This window comes from Kribbella sp. DT2, assembly GCF_049844575.1.
Taxonomy (GTDB): Bacteria; Actinomycetota; Actinomycetes; order Propionibacteriales; family Kribbellaceae; genus Kribbella.
On sequence record NZ_JBNCLH010000002.1, the window covers coordinates 463,839 to 481,128 of the forward strand.

At 69.8% G+C, this 17,290-nt stretch carries 14 protein-coding genes; 7 read left to right on the forward strand and 7 right to left on the reverse strand.

Annotation, left to right across the window (positions count from 1 at the left end; all coding sequences use genetic code 11):
- Positions 1 to 105 precede the first annotated feature (105 nt).
- A complete protein-coding gene (locus ACLQ2O_RS10945) occupies positions 106 to 1,008 on the reverse strand; it encodes a hypothetical protein (protein WP_425829947.1) in 903 nt (300 codons plus the stop codon).
- 186 nt (positions 1,009 to 1,194) lie between these two features.
- Here ACLQ2O_RS10945 and ACLQ2O_RS10950 point away from each other — a divergent pair, with 186 nt between their 5' ends.
- Both ACLQ2O_RS10950 and ACLQ2O_RS10955 read left to right on the forward strand, forming a co-directional pair.
- On the forward strand, positions 1,195 to 1,815 hold the full coding sequence (locus tag ACLQ2O_RS10950; RefSeq protein WP_425829949.1) for a papain-like cysteine protease family protein: 621 nt from the start codon (positions 1,195 to 1,197) through the stop codon (positions 1,813 to 1,815).
- A 2-nt stretch (positions 1,816 to 1,817) separates the two neighbouring features.
- On the forward strand, positions 1,818 to 2,540 hold the full coding sequence (locus ACLQ2O_RS10955; protein WP_425829951.1) for a hypothetical protein: 723 nt from the start codon (positions 1,818 to 1,820) through the stop codon (positions 2,538 to 2,540).
- Between the two features lie 67 nt (positions 2,541 to 2,607).
- On the opposite strand, the gene xylA is transcribed toward ACLQ2O_RS10955, so the two are convergent.
- From xylA to ACLQ2O_RS10975, 4 genes are all read right to left on the reverse strand, one after another.
- On the reverse strand, positions 2,608 to 3,774 hold the full coding sequence (xylA, locus tag ACLQ2O_RS10960) for a xylose isomerase (RefSeq protein ID WP_425829953.1): 1,167 nt from the start codon (positions 3,772 to 3,774) through the stop codon (positions 2,608 to 2,610).
- Positions 3,775 to 3,795: 21 nt separating this feature from the next.
- Positions 3,796 to 4,683 (reverse strand): carbohydrate ABC transporter permease, encoded by an 888-nt coding sequence (locus ACLQ2O_RS10965; protein WP_425829955.1) that lies wholly within the window; start codon positions 4,681 to 4,683, stop codon positions 3,796 to 3,798.
- A 1-nt stretch (position 4,684) separates the two neighbouring features.
- Positions 4,685 to 5,527 carry a carbohydrate ABC transporter permease gene (locus ACLQ2O_RS10970; RefSeq protein WP_425829957.1) on the reverse strand — a complete coding sequence of 281 codons (843 nt, stop codon included), beginning with the start codon at positions 5,525 to 5,527 and terminating at the stop codon, positions 4,685 to 4,687.
- A gap of 83 nt (positions 5,528 to 5,610) precedes the next feature.
- Positions 5,611 to 6,957 (reverse strand): extracellular solute-binding protein, encoded by a 1,347-nt coding sequence (locus tag ACLQ2O_RS10975; RefSeq protein ID WP_425829959.1) that lies wholly within the window; start codon positions 6,955 to 6,957, stop codon positions 5,611 to 5,613.
- A 207-nt stretch (positions 6,958 to 7,164) separates the two neighbouring features.
- Here ACLQ2O_RS10975 and ACLQ2O_RS10980 point away from each other — a divergent pair, with 207 nt between their 5' ends.
- Together ACLQ2O_RS10980 and ACLQ2O_RS10985 are read left to right on the forward strand one after the other, a co-directional pair.
- A complete protein-coding gene (locus ACLQ2O_RS10980; RefSeq protein WP_425829961.1) occupies positions 7,165 to 9,537 on the forward strand; it encodes a glycoside hydrolase family 3 N-terminal domain-containing protein in 2,373 nt (790 codons plus the stop codon).
- 4 nt (positions 9,538 to 9,541) lie between these two features.
- Positions 9,542 to 10,588, forward strand: a complete 1,047-nt coding sequence (locus ACLQ2O_RS10985; RefSeq protein ID WP_425829963.1) for a LacI family DNA-binding transcriptional regulator — start codon at positions 9,542 to 9,544, stop codon at positions 10,586 to 10,588.
- Here ACLQ2O_RS10985 and ACLQ2O_RS10990 read toward each other — a convergent pair.
- Entirely contained in the window at positions 10,578 to 11,624 is a 1,047-nt protein-coding gene (locus ACLQ2O_RS10990; RefSeq protein WP_425829965.1) for a GntR family transcriptional regulator, read from the reverse strand. The two genes, ACLQ2O_RS10985 and ACLQ2O_RS10990, sit on opposite strands and share 11 nt — an antisense overlap.
- A 116-nt stretch (positions 11,625 to 11,740) precedes the next feature.
- Between ACLQ2O_RS10990 and ACLQ2O_RS10995 the strand changes: the two genes are divergently transcribed.
- The 3 genes from ACLQ2O_RS10995 to ACLQ2O_RS11005 all read left to right on the forward strand — a co-directional run bounded on the left by ACLQ2O_RS10995 (position 11,741) and on the right by ACLQ2O_RS11005 (position 16,627).
- On the forward strand, positions 11,741 to 14,080 hold the full coding sequence (locus ACLQ2O_RS10995) for a polysaccharide lyase 8 family protein (RefSeq protein WP_425829967.1): 2,340 nt from the start codon (positions 11,741 to 11,743) through the stop codon (positions 14,078 to 14,080).
- Positions 14,081 to 14,826: 746 nt separating this feature from the next.
- Positions 14,827 to 15,339 carry a CBS domain-containing protein gene (locus tag ACLQ2O_RS11000; protein ID WP_425829969.1) on the forward strand — a complete coding sequence of 171 codons (513 nt, stop codon included), beginning with the start codon at positions 14,827 to 14,829 and terminating at the stop codon, positions 15,337 to 15,339.
- A 1-nt stretch (position 15,340) separates the two neighbouring features.
- Complete coding sequence (locus ACLQ2O_RS11005; RefSeq protein WP_425829971.1) at positions 15,341 to 16,627, forward strand: SLC13 family permease; 1,287 nt, start codon at positions 15,341 to 15,343, stop codon at positions 16,625 to 16,627.
- Here the strand turns inward: ACLQ2O_RS11005 and ACLQ2O_RS11010 are convergent.
- On the reverse strand, positions 16,600 to 17,172 hold the full coding sequence (locus ACLQ2O_RS11010; protein WP_425829973.1) for an SPFH domain-containing protein: 573 nt from the start codon (positions 17,170 to 17,172) through the stop codon (positions 16,600 to 16,602). The genes ACLQ2O_RS11005 and ACLQ2O_RS11010 overlap by 28 nt on opposite strands.
- Positions 17,173 to 17,290: the final 118 nt, after the last annotated feature.

Here is a 17,290-nt window from a genome sequence, read left to right on the forward strand (position 1 = left end):
ACTGTGCCTCCATGAATCAGTACGACTGTTACCGGCGTCGACAATACTTGCAGACGCGGACTAAAAACAAGCGCGACTAATTCTGAAAGTCACCGGGCCAAGTTCTTAGTCCCACTCCCAGGTGATGCCGATCAGACCGGCCTCCGCCTCGGGCGCTATCACGTGGACCCGCCCGTCGGGGCTCATCATCAGGTCCCGCTGGACCAGGTCCGGCCCGCTCGAGTGCCGCCGGCGGAACTCGGTGACGCGGACCGGCATCGCGTCCCGGTGGAACTGGACCTCGAGCACGTGGTGCGTCCCGGGCCACTCGTGGAACCGGTAGTACTGCGTCGACGGCATCCCGCTGCGGTCGACGATCTCGTAGTGCACGACGGCGGTGTCGCCGGGGTGCAGCGTCCGGTCGAGCAGCAGCTCGCCGAGGATCGCGCCGGCCTCGGGATCGCGCGCGACCCGACCGGTACGGCAACCCGTCACGCCGTTCGGGCTGATCAGTGCGACGTCGCAGCCCGGTTCGCCTTGGTGCACGACGATCTGGCGGTCGACCTCCTTGACCGCGACCAGGGTCTGCACGACGCGCTTCGACTGCATGCTGCGGTCCGGACCGATGACGATCTCCTCGACCACCGTGACACTGCGCAGCCGCCCGTGGGCATCACCCCTTACGACGTCCAGCAGCCGCGTCAGCGTCGCCGCGTAGTCGACCACGGCGTACGGCCGGTGGCTGACCGTGGACTCCGGCCGGGCCGGCGGAATCCGTACGGCGAGCCAGCCGGCCGGCAGCTCGAGCAGCTCCTCCAGTGCGGTGACGACGGCCAGTGATCCGGCGCGGGGGAGTCGCCGGCCGCTCTGCCAGGTGCTCAGCGTCGCGATGCCGACGCGCAGTCCGCGCTCGGCCAGGCGCGCCTGGATCCGGTTCAGGGCCAGGCCGCGGTCCGCGATCGCGATCCGGAGCGCGTCGGCGAACGGCGTCTCCGGTCCGATGTCGGGCACGTGGAACCGCGGCTGCATCCGGTCTGACCTCCCGGGGAGTGAGTGTAAACGTTCACAGCCGGCGACGGCAGCGCCGCGAGGAGTGCTGTTCACCTCGGCGGGGTGTTCACACCGAGCCCGGCGGTCCGCGCCGACCGCTTGCCCCGGTGTGAGCGGGTGATCACGATGAGTGGCCTCACCGCCCCAGTGTGAAGGAGGCCCCCAATGAGGAGGGTCAGCACGCACCGCCCCTGGTCGTGGCTCGCGGCAACGGTCATCGGCCTGACACCGCTCGTCCCCGCGGTCGCCACGGCCGCGCCGGCACCGGTCGCGCCCGTCGCCCAGACCGTGGCTCAGACCGTGGCCGCCAGCCGGTACCTCGACGTGAACGGCCAGGCCCAGGAGAAGTCGAACTGGTGCTGGGCCGCGACCGGCAACAGCATCGCCAAGTACTACGGCAAGAGCTACTCGCAGAACCAGTTCTGCAACCTGGCCTTCGGCTACAGCCAGAACGCCGCCTGCCCGAACGACCAGGCAACGCTCGCCAACGACCAGCGCGCGTTCCGCAGCATCGGCATCAGCCAGGGCAGCTACATCAGCGGCACGCTGAGCTTCGGCACGCTGCAGACCGAGATCAACGCCAACCGGCCGGTGATGACGCGGATCGGCTGGAAGTCCGGCGGCGGTCACATGATGGACATCATCGGGTACGACGCGTCGAACTCGACGATCGAGTACTACAACCCGTGGGGCTCGGACCCGCGCTACAACACCTCGACCTACAACTGGTACCTGAACAACTCGCAGTTCCAGTGGACCCACTCCCTCTACCGGATCGGAGCCTGAGCATGAAGAAGCTTCGGTGGGCGGGTGCGATCGCCGGCGGTCTGATGCTCGCGGCAACAGCAGCCGGTACGGCGGGAGCCGCGACTCCGGACCTCGCGGCGGCGAAGGCGGCGGCACATTCGCCGCAAGCCGGTCAGCTGATCGCGAAGGCCGCGCAGCGACTGCCGCAGACCGCGGTGAAGGCGGGCACGGTCGTCCAGCAGGACGCCGTACCGGTCTACGCGCTGAATCCCGACTTCGTGGCCGAGAAGTCGGGGGACGTGGCGTCGCTCTGGTACGTCGCGACGTCGGCGTCGAGGGGCGGGGCCGCGATGACGGTCTACACGGCGCCGGACGCCGCCGGGTCCTGGCAGGCGGTGAACGTTGCCAGTGGCAACACGGAGTCGCGGATGGCCGGCGCGGCGAAGGGCGCGAAGCTCTTCACCGAGCCGCAGATCGGTGCCTGGTACGCGCTCGCGGGTGACCAGGTCCGCGCGCTGAACCCGTCGGCCACCGAGGCGATCGGTGCGCAGCCGATCAGCCTCACGGCGTACCAGGAGAAGGTCACCACCCGGTACGCCGACAAGCAGCCCGGCAGCCCGTACGACGCCAACGGAACCGCGGGCGGCTACGACGTCACCACAAGCGCCGAATCAAACTTCCCCATGGTGTGGGTGGCTGGTGCCGGCGGTTTGGTAGTACTCGGTGCGTACACGCTCGTGCTCTACCGCAGGAAGCACGCCTAGCAAACAGTTGGTGCAGGCAGGCTCTCGCCTGCCTGCACCTCCCTGCGCACTCACTCCAGATGTCGGGTCAGGAGCGGGTGCCGTACAGGTGCTCGATCGCGAGCTGGTCGAGCTGCTCGAAGGCCATACCGCGGCGGCCGGCCTCATCGGGGTCGAAGTCCTCGGCGCGCAGGGTGGCGAGGTTCTCGCCCGCTGCGAGCGTCGGCTGGGCGAGCTGGTCGAGGCGGGCGTCGAGCAACGCCTGCTGGACCTCGGGGTCGTTGCGGAAAGCACGGACCTTCGCGCGCAGGATCAGGTAGTTGCGCATGCACCCGGCCGCGGACGCCCAGACGCCGTCCATGTCCTCGGTGCGCAGCGGCTTGAAGTCGAAGTGCCGCGGGCCTTCGTACCCGCCGTTCTCCAGTACGTCGACCGTCCAGAACGCGCCCCGCGCGTTGCCGGCGCCGAACCGCAGGTCCTGGTCGTAGCGCGGACCGTTCTGGCCGTTCAGGTCCGCGTGGAAGAGCTTGCCGTGCCACAGCGCCTGCGCGATGCCGTGCGCGTAGTTGAGCCCGGCCATCTCCTCGTGACCGACCTCGGGGTTGAGGCCGACCCGCTCGGAGTGCTCCAGCGACTCGATGAACGCCAGCGCGTGCCCGATCGTCGGCAGCAGGATGTCGCCGCGCGGCTCGTTCGGCTTCGGCTCGATCGCGAAACGGATGTCGTACCCCTGCTCCAGCGCGTACGAGCCGAGGATGTCGAAGGCCTCCTTGTACCGGTCCAGCGCCGACCGGACGTCCTTGGCCGCGCCCGACTCGGCGCCCTCGCGACCACCCCAGGCGACGAAGGTCTCCGCGCCCAGCTCGGCCGCGAGGTCCAGCTGGTCGGCCGTCTTGCGGATGGCGTACCGGCGTACGTCGCGGTCGTTGTTGGTGAAGCCGCCGTCGCGGAAGACCGGGTGCGAGAACAGGTTCGTCGTCACCATCGGGACCTTGAGGCCGGTCTCGTCCAGCGCGGCCCGGAACGGTTTCAGGTGCGCGTCGCGCTCGGCCGCCGTGCTGGCGAACGGGAAGACGTCGTTGTCGTGAAAGGTGATGCCGTAGGCACCGAGCTCACTCAGCTTGTGCACGGCCTCGGCCGGGTCGAGCACCGGCCGGACCTCGCCGCCGAACACGTCGACGCCCTGCCAGCCGACCGTCCACAGCCCGAAGGAGAACTTGTCCTCTGGGGTGGGGGTGAAATCGGCGTTCGTCATAGGGGTGTTCCTCTCGAGGGGTTAGCGGCTGAAGCCGGCCGTCAGGCCGCTCAGCAGTTGCCGTCGCCCGATCGCGTACAAGATGACGATCGGCAACGTGGTCAGGACGACCGAGGCGAGCACGGCCGGCACGTTGACGGAGTACTGGCCCTGGAAGGTCCACAGCGCCAGCGGGAGGGTGCGTTTGTCGGGGCTCTGGGTCAGGATCAGTGGCAGGAGGAAGCCGTTCCAGACGCCGAGGCCGTTGTAGATGCTGACCGTGACCAGCGCCGGCCGGGTCAGCGGCAGCGCCAGGCTGCGCAGCATGCCCCACTCGCTGGCGCCGTCGACGCGCATCGACTCGAACAGTTCCTTGGGTACGTCGCGGATGAAGTTGGTCAGCACCAGCACCGACAGCGGGATCGAGAACGCGATCGACGGCAGCACGATCGCCAGCAGGCTGTCGTACAGGTGCATCTTGATGATCAGCAGGTAGACCGGGATGATCGTCGCCTGCAACGGGATCGCGAGCCCCATCAGGAACAACCCGTTGACCCCGGCAAGGAACCGGCTGCCCGCGCCGCGCACGATCGCGTACGCCGCCATGAACGCGATCGCCACCGCCGGGACGATCGTCCCGGCCGTCACGACCACGCTGTTCAGGAAGTACCGCGGGAAGTCCGACTTGATCACGAGCTGGTAGTTGGCCACGGTCGGGTCGGCCGGGAGTGTGAACGGGTTCTGGCTGAAGAACGCGCTCTGGTCCTTGAACGACGAGACCACGATCCAGTAGATCGGCACGATCACGATCACCAGCCACAACCAGCCCGCCGTACCGCCGAGCCAGTTCAGCCGGATCAGCTTGCGCCCGTACGACGTACCGCCGCTCGCGCGGGTCGTCGTCGCCTGAGCGCTGGTCGCCACCGCCATCTCACGCACCTTCCTGCTGGCTGGCCGTCGTGCTGCCGCCGAGCCGGCGCAGGATCAGGGCCAGCGCGAGTCCGATCAGCACCAGCAGGACGGCGATCACGCTGGCCGGTCCCATCAGGTTGGCCTGGAAGCCGCGCTTGTACATGTCGAGTGCCAGCACCCGGGTGGCATCCCCTGGGCCGCCGGCGGTGAGCACGAAGATCAGGTCGAAGAACGTCAGCGACCCGACCACCATCAGCGTCGACGACGTGATGATCGTGTACTTGAGCTGCGGCACGGTGATGCTGAAGAACTGCCGGACCCGCCCGGCGCCGTCGATCGAGGCCGCCTCGTACATCGTGGTCGGGATCTGCCGCACGCCGCCTTGGTAGATCAGCGAGTGGAACGGGATGAACTGCCAGGACACGACGAAGATGACCACGCCGAGCGCGAGGTTGTCCTTGCCGAGCCAGTCCTGGGTCAGGAACCCGATGTGCAGGCCGGCGCCGAGCCCGAAGTTCGGGTCGAGCAGCGCCTTGTAGGTGATGGCGATCGCCGCCGAGCTGAGCAGCAGCGGGACGAAGTACAGGACGGCCAGGAGCGCGCGGTACCGCTGACGTCCGGCCAGGAACACCCCGAGCAGCAGGCTCATCGGAGTCTGCACCGCCCACGACAGGATCATGATCTCGAACGTCACGAACAGCGCGTGCGGCAGGCCCGGGTCGCTCAGAACGCTGCTCCAGTTGGAGAACCCGGCCGGGTTGATCGCGCCGAGTCCGTCCCACTGGGTGAAGCTGAGCACCAGGACGCCGACCAGCGGGACGACGCCGAAGAGCAGGAACATCGCGAGGGCGGGCAGCGCCATCCACGCGACCGGGCCGCTCCGCCCGACCTGCCCAGAACCAGCGCGCCCACCGGCCCGCGTCGGAGCCGGGGGAGCGGCTGCCGTCACTTGCCGATCACCGCGTTCATGCTGTCGGCGAACTGCTGCGGGCTGATCGAGAGCTGGAACAGCTTGGCGATGTTGTCCAGCAGGGCCTCGGCCTGGGTCGGGCTGAGCGCCTGGTCCCACGACTGCCCGAAGGTCTTCGCGGTGCTGGAGGTGTCGTACACGAACTTCAGCCACTCGGCGTCGTTCTTGTCCGGTACGGCGGCCAGCTTCGACTCGGTGCCCTTGACCACCGGCACGCTGCCGGACGCGATCCACGCGTCGACCGAGGCGGAGTCCAGCGTGTTGTTCGCCAGGAACTTCTTGGCGACCTCCTTGTCGGCGTCGCTGGCCTTCGACGAGATCGACAGGTACTGGCCCGGGTTGCCGACCGTGCTGGTCGGGTCGCCCTTGCCGCCGTCGACCGGCGGGAAGTTCATGTAGCCGAGGTGGCCACCGGTGACGAAGTCGCCGCCGTCGGCCTTCATCCCGCCGTACGTCCAGGCGCCGTGCAGCATCATCGCGGCCTTGCCGGTGTAGAGCAGGGCCTGGTCGGCGTTGGAGTCGGCGGTGATCGAGGAGAAGCCCTTGATGAAGCCGTTCGCCTTGATCAGCTTCTGCATCTCCTCCAGCGCCTTGAGCGAGGAGGGGTCGGACCAGGCGTTCGCCTTGCCGTCGAAGATGTTCTGGAAGACCTCGCTGCCGCCGATCCGGTCGTACAGGAACTCCAGCCACATCATGTTGGTCCAGCGCGACTGGCCGCCGAGCGAGAACGGCGCGATCTTGGCCTCGTTGAACTTCGGCACCAGGTCGAGGATGTCGCCCCACGACTTCGGCGGCTCGGCGCCGACCTGCTCGAAGACCAACTTGTTGTAGAAAAGCACGATCGGCGTCGTGGTCTCGACCGGCATCGCGTAGATCTTGCCGCCGACGGTGGCGGCGCCGAACGCGGCCGGGAAGATCCGGTTCTTCAGCTCGGCGTTCTGGCCGAACCAGCTGGTCAGGTCCTCGACCTGGTTGGCGTCGACGTAGCTCTTCAGGCCGCCGCCACCCCAGCCCCAGATCAGCGTCGGACCCTGGCCGGCACCGATCGCGGTCTTGATCTTCTGCTTGAACGCGTCGTTCTGGAACTCGTTGGTCTTGATCTGCGTGCCCGAGTTCGCGTCGTTGAACCGCTTGATCTGGGCCGCGCGAATGCCCTGCTGCGGCTGGCCGGTGAGGAACCAGTACGTCGCACCGGAACCGGTGCTGCCCCCACCGGTCGAGCTGCCGGAGCTCTGTGGACCGGAGGTGCCGCAGGCGGCGAGGCCGGCCGCCACGGCGCCGGCACCGGTCAGGCGGAGGAACGTGCGCCGAGAAGTCGTCATGGGATCCACCCTGATCTCCGAAGTTCCTGGCCGCGAGACTTCACGGCGGTTAAGACTGTGTTTCGTAACGTAGGTTTCGGTGATGTGGCTGTCAAGGTCTTGAAACTTTCGACTTTCAGGCTGCACTGTTAGCGATAGGTGGTGTTCGAAACGGCGAAATGTTTCGATACCAAGGAGTGACTTTGAACGATCGAGAAGGAGACTTTCGTGGCAGCTCGGGACGATCGGCCGTGGCAGAACACCGCGCTGACGGCGGAGGAGCGGGCCGGGCTGCTGCTGGAGGCGATGACGCTGCCGGAGAAGGTCGCGCAGCTCGGCAGCCGCTGGGTCGGCAACGACATGGCTTCACCCCAGGAGCTCCCGGCCGAGGAGACGCTGAACGTGGCGCCCATGCAGGACGTGTTCGCCGAGGGCGGCGCAACGTCCTTGGAGGACGCGAGCCGGAACGGGCTCGGTCATCTCACCCGCGTCTGGGGCAGCGTCCCGCTGACCGTCGAGGAGGGCGTCGCCGAGGTCGTTCGCCAGCACAAGGTCGTGCTCGCGGGATCGCGGCTCGGCGTACCGGCGCTGGTTCACGAGGAGTGCCTGACCGGCTTCACGACGTACGGCGCGACCGTCTACCCGACGGCGCTGGCGTGGGGCGCGACCTTCGACCCCGAGCTGATCGAGCGGATGTCCGGTGCGATCGGGCGTGACCTGTCCGCGGCCGGGGTGCACCAGGGGTTGTCGCCGGTGCTCGACGTCGTGCGCGACTACCGGTGGGGGCGGGTCGAGGAGACGATCGGCGAGGATCCCTACCTGGTGGCGATGGTCGGTTCGGCGTACGTGCGGGGGCTGCAGAGCTCCGGAGTCGTTGCCACGCTCAAGCACTTCGCCGGGTACTCGGCGTCCCGGGCCGGGCGCAACCACGGGCCGGTGTCCGTCGGGCGCCGCGAGCTGCTCGATGTCGTCCTGCCAACGTTCGAGACGGCGATCGCGACCGGTGGTGCGGGATCGGTGATGACGTCGTACTCCGATCTCGACGGGCTGCCGGCGGGGGCCGATCCGTGGCTGTTCACGGAGTTGCTGCGGGACGAGTGGGGTTTCGACGGGACCGTCGTCTCCGACTACTGGGCGGTTCCGTTCCTGGCGACGATGCACAGGGTTGCCGTGGACACCGATGCCGCGGGTGCGCTCGCGCTCACCGCTGGAACGGACGTCGAGCTGCCCGACACGATCGGCTTCGGGGCCGGACTGGTCAAGCTGGTCGAGTCCGGTGAGTTGCCGGAGGACCTGGTCGACCGTGCTGCGCGGCGGTTGCTGGTGCAGAAGGTGAAGCTTGGGTTGCTTGATCCGGACTGGACTCCCGAGGGTTCCGTGCGGCCGGTCGATCTGGACTCGCCGGAGAACCGCGAGCTGGCGCGCGAGGTTGCCGAGCGGTCCGTCGTACTGCTGGATGCCGGTACGGCGCTGCCGCTGCGCGACGACCACCGCAAGATTGCGGTGGTCGGCCCTTCCGCCGCGGAGCCCAAGTCGTTCATGGGTTGCTACGCGTTCCCCAACCACGTGCTCCCGCGCTACCCGGACCGTGCCCTGGGCATCGACGTGCCCTCGGCACTCGATGCCCTGCGCAACGAACTTCCCGGCGTCGAGTTGCTGCACGCCCCAGGTTGCGCGGTCCTGGGCAACGATCGCTCGGGCTTCGCGGCGGCGGTCGAGGCGGCGCGGGACGCCGACCTGTGCATCGCGTACGTCGGCGACCTGTCCGGTCTGTTCGGGCACGGGTCGTCCGGCGAAGGATGCGACGCCGAGGACCTGCGGCTACCGGGTGTGCAGGAGGAACTGGTCAAGGAACTGCTCGATACCGGTACGCCGGTGGTGCTGGTGGTCGTCTCCGGTCGGCCCTACGCGCTGGGCGAGATCGCGGACCGCGTCGCCGGACTGGTGCAGGCGTTCATGCCAGGCCAGGAAGGCGGAGCGGCGATCGCCGGAGTGCTCAGCGGACGGGTGATGCCGGGCGGCAAGCTGCCGGTGCAGATCCCGCGGCATGTCGGTGGGCAACCCGGTACGTACCTGCAGCCGGCGCTCGGGAGCGTGGAGAGCGCGGGCATCAGCGGGCTGGAGACCGTGCCGCTGTTCCCGTTCGGGTTCGGGGCGTCGTACACGAGCTTCGCGGTCGGGGCGTTGCGGCTGAGCGAGACCGAGATCCCGACCGACGGCGAGCTCACCGCGACCGTGCGGGTGCGGAACACCGGCGCGCGGGCCGGGGACGAGGTCGTGCAGCTCTACCTGCACGATCTGGTGGCGCAGGTCGCGCGGCCGCTCAAGCTGCTGATCGGGTTCGCGCGGGTGTCGCTGGAGCCGGGCGCGGCCGTCGACGTGACGTTCCGCGTCGACGCCGACCGGACGGCGTACACGGGTCCCGACCTGCGCCGGATCGTGGAGGCGGGCGACATCGAACTGCTCGCCGGAACCTCCTCGATCGACCTGCCCGCACGGGGTACCGTGCGGGTCACGGGGGCGACTCGGGTGGTGGGGCACGATCGTACGATGGTGACCCCCGTCGGCCTGACGCCCGTCAACGCAGCAGGAGGAGAGTGAGCACGTGCCGTCGTTGAGAGGCCGGGTCACGCTGGCCACCGTCGCGGCCTCCGCCGGGGTCTCGGTCGCGACGGTCTCCAAGGTGCTCAACGGACGCAGCGACGTCTCGGAGTCGACCCGCGCCCGGGTCCAGGAGATCCTGCGCGAGCACGAGTACGTCGGCCGCCGGCCGGAGCCGGTCGTCGAGCGGGCCGCCGTCGAGCTGTTCTACCAAGGCGTGCTCAACAGCTACTCGCTCGAGGTGATCCAGGGCGTGGTCGAGGCCGGCCAGGCCGCCGACGTAGACGTCGTGGTGAGCGCGCACCCCGAGCGGGCACACGCTCGGTCGACCTCGACGGGGCGCGCGGCGCCGTGGATCCGGGAGATGACGGCCAACGGGCGGCGCGCCGTCATCGGCATCACCTCGGAGCTGACCGCCGCCGACGTCGCCGCGCTCTCGCGCGCGCGGCTGCCGCTGGTGGTGGTGGACCCGATGAACGTCGTACAGCCTGATGTGACGAGTGTCGGATCGACGAACTTCGCGGGTGGCATGGCGGCGACTCAGCACCTGCTGTCGCTCGGGCATCGGCGGATCGCCTACCTCGGCGGGCCGCCGACGTCGGGGTGCAACCAGGCGCGGATGAACGGCTACCGCGGCGCGATGGAGGCTGCCGGAGCGCCGGTGCCGAAGGACTACGTGTGGATGCGGGAGTTCCTGTACGACGACGGGCTCGCCGGCGGCGCTGCGCTGCTCCAGCTGCCGGATCCGCCGACGGCGATCTTCGCCGGGAGCGACGAGGTCGCGCTCGGCGCGATGGAGGCGGCGCGGGCGCGCGGGCTTCGGGTGCCGGAAGATCTGAGCGTGGTCGGCTTCGACGACACCCAGGTCGCGCGGCTGGCCTCGCCGCAGCTGACGACTGTGCGGCAGCCGATCCGGGAGATGGGTGCTGTTGCTCTGCGTACGGCGTTGCAGCTGGCAGCGGGGGAGAAGGTCGACTCGCACCACGTGGAGCTCGCGACCCAGCTGATCGTGCGGGACTCGGCGACGGAACCGGCGCGGGTCAGCTCGTAGGGCCGGGCCCGGTGGAGTCGCGGACGATCAGGCGGGGGACCAGCGAGATCTGCTGACGCGGCGCTTCGGGATCCTTGAGTCGCGCGCGGAGCACGTTGACCGCGAGCCGGCCGACCTCGAACTTGGCCGGCGACACGGCAGTGAGCGGTACGTCGGACAGGTCGGCGACCTCGTCGTCGTAGCTGATCACCGACAGCTGTCGCGGGACGTCGATGCCGCGGTTGAGCGCCGCTGTGAGGAGAAGGTTCGCCTCCCGGTCGGCGAAGCAGATCACGCCCGTGACGTCGGCGCCGAGGAGATCGTCGAGAAGCCGGTCCGCGTCCGCGGTGCTCCAGCGCTCGGTGGATCTGGTGAGGACGACGTCGTCCTCGAGGCCGGCGTACACCTGCGGTGCCGTGTGCGGTCCGGGGCGTTCGAGGTAGCCGATCCGGGTGTGGCCGAGGCTCTTCAGGTGGTTGACCGCCGCCCGCGCTCCGGCCGCGTGGTTGGAGCCGACGAACTCGTGCACGGTCGCCGGGTCCTCGAGGCCGCGCTCGACCAGCACGATCGGCAGACCGGCCTCCTCGACCATCCGCACGCCGCCGCCGTCTCTTCCTCCACCCGGTTGGTCGGGGGCGACGATCAACCCGGCGACGCCGGCGCCGATCAGGCTCTCGATCGCGCGCTCTTCCTCGGCCATGTCCCACTCGGTGCTGCGCAGCATCATCTGGCCGCCCTGCGCGGCGAGCTCGCGCTCGATGCCGACGATGATGCGCGGGTAGTAGTAGGTCATCGACGGTACGGCGACGCCGACCAGCGGACCGGTGACCTGGTCGGCGATATACATGCCCGAGCCCTGCCGCCGGTAGACCAGTCCGTCCTGGACGAGGAGGTCGACGGCCCGTCGTACGGTGTTGAGGCTGACGCCCTGCTCGTCCGCCAGCTGCTGCTCGGTCGGCAGCTTCCCGCCCGGCCACCGCAGCCCGGCGATCCCGCGCCGCAGCTCGTCGGCGAGATGACGCGCCTTCTGCCCGCGCGCGACCGGCTCAATGCTCACGGGGCAGAGCCTAGCGGTGACCGTACGGCAAAGTCATTAGAATGAATCTCTTGACCAAAGGAATGACCAGGGCCAGACTCGTTCGACAGTGATCCCGCCCACCCCGAGGAGACACTGTGCGACGCCGAACCTTCCTGACCCTTTCGACCGCGGCTGCCGCGGCCCTCTCGCTGCCGACCGTTCCTGCCTTCGCGGCGCCCGCCGACTTCGCCGCGCTGCGCGGCAAGTGGGCCGCCGACCTCACCGGCCGGGACGTGATCGACCCCGCCGACCCGGACTTCAAGGCCGCGCTCGACCGGATCGACGCCGCGGTCGCGTCCTCGCTCACGAAGCTCGACCGGTCCGCCGGGCGCAAACTCGTGTTCACCGACCAGCCGCTGACGGCCGACCCGTCCGTGGCGAACACCTACGTACGGCTCGAGCAGATGGCGACCGCCTGGTCGACGCCTGGTTCGGCGTACCACCAGGCGGCGGCGCTGCTGGCCGACGTACTGGCTGCTCTGGAGTCGATGAACACGCTGGTCTACAAGGCCGGAACCGTTGAGTTCGGCAACTGGTGGTCGTGGGAGATCGGTGCGACGCGGCCGCTCGCGTCGACGATGGTCCTGCTGTACGACGAGATCCCGGCCGAGGTGCGGGCGCGCTACTGCGCGGCGATCGACCACTTCGTTCCCGACCCGTACTACATGTTCCCCGCGGAACGTCGCGCTCTGTCGACCGGCGCGAACCGGGTCGACCTGTGCCAGGCGATCATCGTGCGTGCGTTGGTGACCGACGACGAAGCCAAGCTCACGCATGCGCGGGACGGGCTGAGCGACACCTGGCAGTACGTAACGACCGGGGACGGGTTCTACCGCGACGGGTCGTTCGTGCAGCACACGTGGGTCGCCTACACCGGGACCTACGGGCATGTCCTGCTGAGCGGGATCGGGAAGCTGCTCGCGCTGCTGGCCGGATCGCCGTGGGAGGTGACGGACCCGAAGCGGCAGATCCTGTTCGACTCGGTCGCCAAGGCCTATCTGCCGGTGGTGCACGACCTGCGGATGACGGACTTCGTCCGCGGGCGGGCAGTGTCGCGCTCGAACGCGTCCGACCACGACGACGGGTACACCGCGGCCGAGGCGACCCTGCGGCTCGCCGGTGGTGTCGACGCGGCTTTGGCTGCGCGCTGGCGATCGGCGGTCGCCGGGTGGGTGCAGCGGGACACGTTCGGCAACATGTTGTCCGGGGCAACGATTCCGCGGGTGGCGCTGGTGAAGTCGCTGGCCGGCGTCGCTCCGGCCGCCGAGCCGGACGGGCACACGTTGTTCGCGAGCATGGACCGGTCGATCCATCGGCGGAGCGGGTGGGCGTACGCGATCTCGATGGCGAGCACGCGGATCGCGCACTACGAGGCCGGCAACGGCGAGAACGACCTCGGGTACCACACGGGGTCGGGCATGACGTACCTGTACGACCGGGACAACGGGCAGTACGCCGACGGGTTCTGGCCGACGGTCGACCGCTACCGGTTGCCGGGCACGACGGTCGACACGTTGCCCTTGCCGCCGAAGGCCGGTGGGGAGTGGGGTGCTGCACGGCCGGCTTCCGCGACCTGGGTCGGTGGGTCAACGCATGCGGGCTACGCCGCGGTCGGGCAAGATCTCGAGGCCCCGTCGTCTCCGCTGCGCGCTCGGAAGTCGTGGTTCTGCTTCGACGAGTACGTCGTTGCTCTGGGCGCCGGGATCACGGGGTCCAGCGGTCATGCGGTTGAGACGGTGGTCGAGAACCGGAACCTGCATGCCGGTGGTGTGAACAAGTTGCTGGTCGATGGCGCGCTGACGGTCCCTTCGGTGGGTGACACCGCCAGCATGTCCCGGCCGCGCTGGGCCCACCTCGAGGGCGTCGCCGGCTACGTGTTCCTGCCGACCTCTGGCGCGTCCGGGCTGCGCGCGGTCCGGGAGGCGAGGACCTGCTCTTGGCGGGACATCAACACCGGCGGTTCCGCTGATCCGATCACACGGCGCTACCTCACGCTCTGGCTCGACCACGGGGTAGACCCCACCAACGCGTCGTACGGCTATCTCGTCGCTCCCGGCGCAACCGCCGCGAGAACTCAGCAGCTCGCGCGGACCTCCGCCGTCCGCGTGCTCGCCAACACAGCAGACGTCCAGGCCGTCACCCAAGGCGGCCTCACCCTGGCCAACTTCTGGCGCCCCGGCCACGTCGCCAACCTGTACGCCGACAACCCGCTCTCAGTCATCCAGCGCCTCCGCGGCCGAGACGTCGAGATCGCGCTCTCCGACCCGACTCAGCTGGCGACCACGATCCGCCTCCGGCTGGTCCTGCCGGGCGCGCGGGTGGTGCAGGCCGACGAAGGAGTGACCACCCGCCGAACGCTGCTCGGCCTGGAGCTCACCGTCGACGTCAAGGGAGCAGCCGGAGCCAGCCGGGTCGTGAAGGTGCGCCTGGGCTAGCCCGACGCCCGTACGGCGCGCTGCGTGGCGCAGGTCGACCCGGCCGCGCGCGGCCGAGGTGATGCCGGGGTGTGCGCGAGGCGGGGCGCGCCCCGCGCCTCGCGCGCTCCGCACCCCGCGCTCCGCACCCCGCGCTCCGCACCCCGCGCTCCGCACCCCGCGCTCCGCACCCCGCGCCTCGCGCACCCCGCACCCCGCGCCCCGCGCCTCGCGCGCTCCGCGCCCCGCGCCTCGCGCCTCGCGTACCCCGCACCCCGCGCCCCGCGCCTCGCGCGCCCCGCGCGCCCCGCGCCTCGCGCGCCCCGCACCCCGCGCGCCCCGCGCCTCGCGCGCCCCGCGCCTCGCGCGCCCCGCGCCTCGCGCGCCCCGCGCCTCGCGCGCCCCGCGCCTCGCGTACCCCGCGCCTCGCGTACCCCGCGCCTCGCGTACCCCGCGCCTCGCGCACCCCGCGCCCCGCACCCCGCGCGCTCCGCGCCGCGCGCCTCGCGCCTCGCGCCTCGCGCCTCGCGCCTCGCGCCGCCGGAGGCGGCTGCGGTCCGGGGCGACGGCTCCTACCTCCCACCTCCCACCTCCCACCTCCCACCTCCCACCTCCCACCTCCCACCTCCCACCTCCCACCTCTCTCCCACTTGCAGGAGATGGGGTCTGGACCCCATGGGGCGGTGGGGGATGGGCGGCGAGACTCGACGGACAAGGTTTGTTGCCGTCGGCGTGCTTCGCCGGCGGGACGAGAGTCGAGGTGACTGATGTCCGCACCGCTGGTGATCGACGGGAAACGGGACGGTGTCATGCAGGCAGGTGATATCGCTGTCGGGGTGCCGACCGTGACCGTGACGGACCCGGTGGCCAAGGCGGTGCGGATGATGGCGGTCGGGCGGCTGCCGGGGCTGATCGTCGTCGACGACCGGTCCCGGCCGACCGCCGTCCTGCCCGGCTCGCAGGTGCTGCGGCTGGCGATCCCCGGGTCCTTCCAGGAGGACCCGATGCTCGCCCGCACCGTCGACGAGGCCAGTGCCGACTCGTTCTGGCGGGAGCTCGGCGGCCTGACCGTCGGCGACTGCCTGCCGCGCCAGCCGTTGCGCCCGGCAACCGTCGCGCCCGACGCGACGCTGCTGGAGATCGCCGCGCTGATGGCCCGCCTGCGCAGCCCGCTGGTCGCGGTCGTCGGCGCGGACGGCGTACTGCTGGGGGCGATCACGCTGGAGCGGTTGTTGACCAGCTTGGCGGTCACCGGTCCCGGCGAGCCGCCGCCGGCCTGACGTGCGGCCCTACATCGCGCTGGCGATCTTCGCGCTGGCGTTCTTCTTCATCGCCACCGAGAAGGCGAACAAGGTCAAGGTCGTGCTGCTGGCGGCCGCCGCGATGGTCCTGCTCGGACTGGCGCCCGGCTCGGACGTGTTCTTCTCCGAGCACGAGGGCATCGACTGGAACGTCATCTTCCTGCTGCTCGGGATGATGATCATCGTCGGGATCATCAAGCAGACCGGGGTCTTCGACTACCTCGGCATCTGGGCGGCCAAACGCTCCCGCGGTGAGCCGTACCGGCTGATGGTGATGCTGATGGTGATCACCGCGATCGCCTCGCCGTTCCTCGACAACGTCACGACGATCATGCTGGTCGCGCCGGTCACCGTCGTGGTCTGCGACCGGCTCCGGATTCCCGCCCAGCCGTACCTGATCGCCGAGGTACTGGCCTCCAACATCGGCGGCGCCGCGACGCTGATCGGCGACCCGCCGAACATCATCATCGGCAGCCGCGCCGGGCTGACCTTCAACGACTTCCTGGTGCACATGGCGCCGATCGTGGTGGTCGTCTTCGTCGCCTTCGTGCTGCTGAGCCGGTTCCTGTTCCGCAAGTCCTTCCGCTACAACCCCGACGAGGTCGCCGCCGTGATGGCGTTGCAGGAACGCCGGGCGATCAAGGACGGTCCGCTGCTGGTGCGCTGCCTGATCGTGCTGGTCCTGGTCGTCGTCGGGTTCGCGCTGCACTCGGTGCTGCACCTGGAGCCGTCGATCGTCGCGCTCGTCGGCGCCGGCGCGATGGTGCTGGTCTCGAAGGTCGACGTACCGGAGGTGCTGCGCGAGGTCGAGTGGTCGACGCTGGTCTTCTTCATGGGCCTGTTCGTGATGGTCGCCGGGCTCGTGCACACCGGCGTGATCGAGACCATCGGTCACTGGGCGGTCGAGCAGGTCGGCGACAACTACCTGGTCGCGGCGACCGCGCTGCTGTTCGGCTCCGGCGTCCTGGGTGCGTTCTTCGACAACATCCCGTACGTCGCGACGATGACGCCCGTGGTCGAGGGAGTCGTTGCCGAAGCCCCCGATCCGGCGACCGGTCAGGCGCTGTGGTGGGCGTTTGCCCTGGGCGCCGACTTCGGAGGCAACGGTACGGCGGTTGCCGCGAGCGCCAACGTGGTTGCCCTCGGCATCGCGTCCCGCACCGGGCACCACATCACGTTCTGGCAGTTCACCCGCTACGGCATCGTGGTGACCGCCCTGAGCATCGCGATGGCCTGGGTCTACGTCTGGCTGCGGTACTTCGCGTGAACGACCTCGATGTCGATGGCGTCGACCAGAAGCCTTTCGACCTCCACGCCGTGCCCGGCCTCCCACGCGCTGCGCTCGATCGTCGTCCGGACCCGCAGCACGTCGTCGACGTCGTGGTCGGCGAGCAGCCGCCGCAGGATGTCGTGCACCTCGACGAGCGTCGTACCGATCGGGTCGGCCAGGGCACCGGCGGTGACGGGGTCGACGACGCGCAGTACCGCGGTGACCAAGAGCTGGACCTGGACGCCGTCACGCGTCAGCGCCGAAACCCCGATCGGCAGGTGCTGCGCCTCTCGCGGAAGCAGCTTGCATCCGTCGAGTCCGGGGATCCGCAGGGCAAAGCCGGCGGTGACCACCCGGCGGACCCGTCCGCGCCGGGTGATCACCAGCCAGTGCCGGGTCGGCGCCGTGCGCAACAAACTGACCGCCAGCGCGGCGAGCCCGACGATGCCGGTGACAACGAGCCGGTCCGCGGGGTCGCTCGGCGGCAGGCTCGCGAGCGCGGTTCCCGCCGGCAGAGCGGCGGCGATCGGAAGGAGACTCATGGTCAGCTCCTCGGGGTGGTCGCCGGACCGGCGGCCGGTTGGTGCGGCGGGACGGCCGGAGTCCTGGCCGTCCGCCGCGGTACCAGTCTCGTCGGGCCGGGCGGCAGGTGCCATGAGT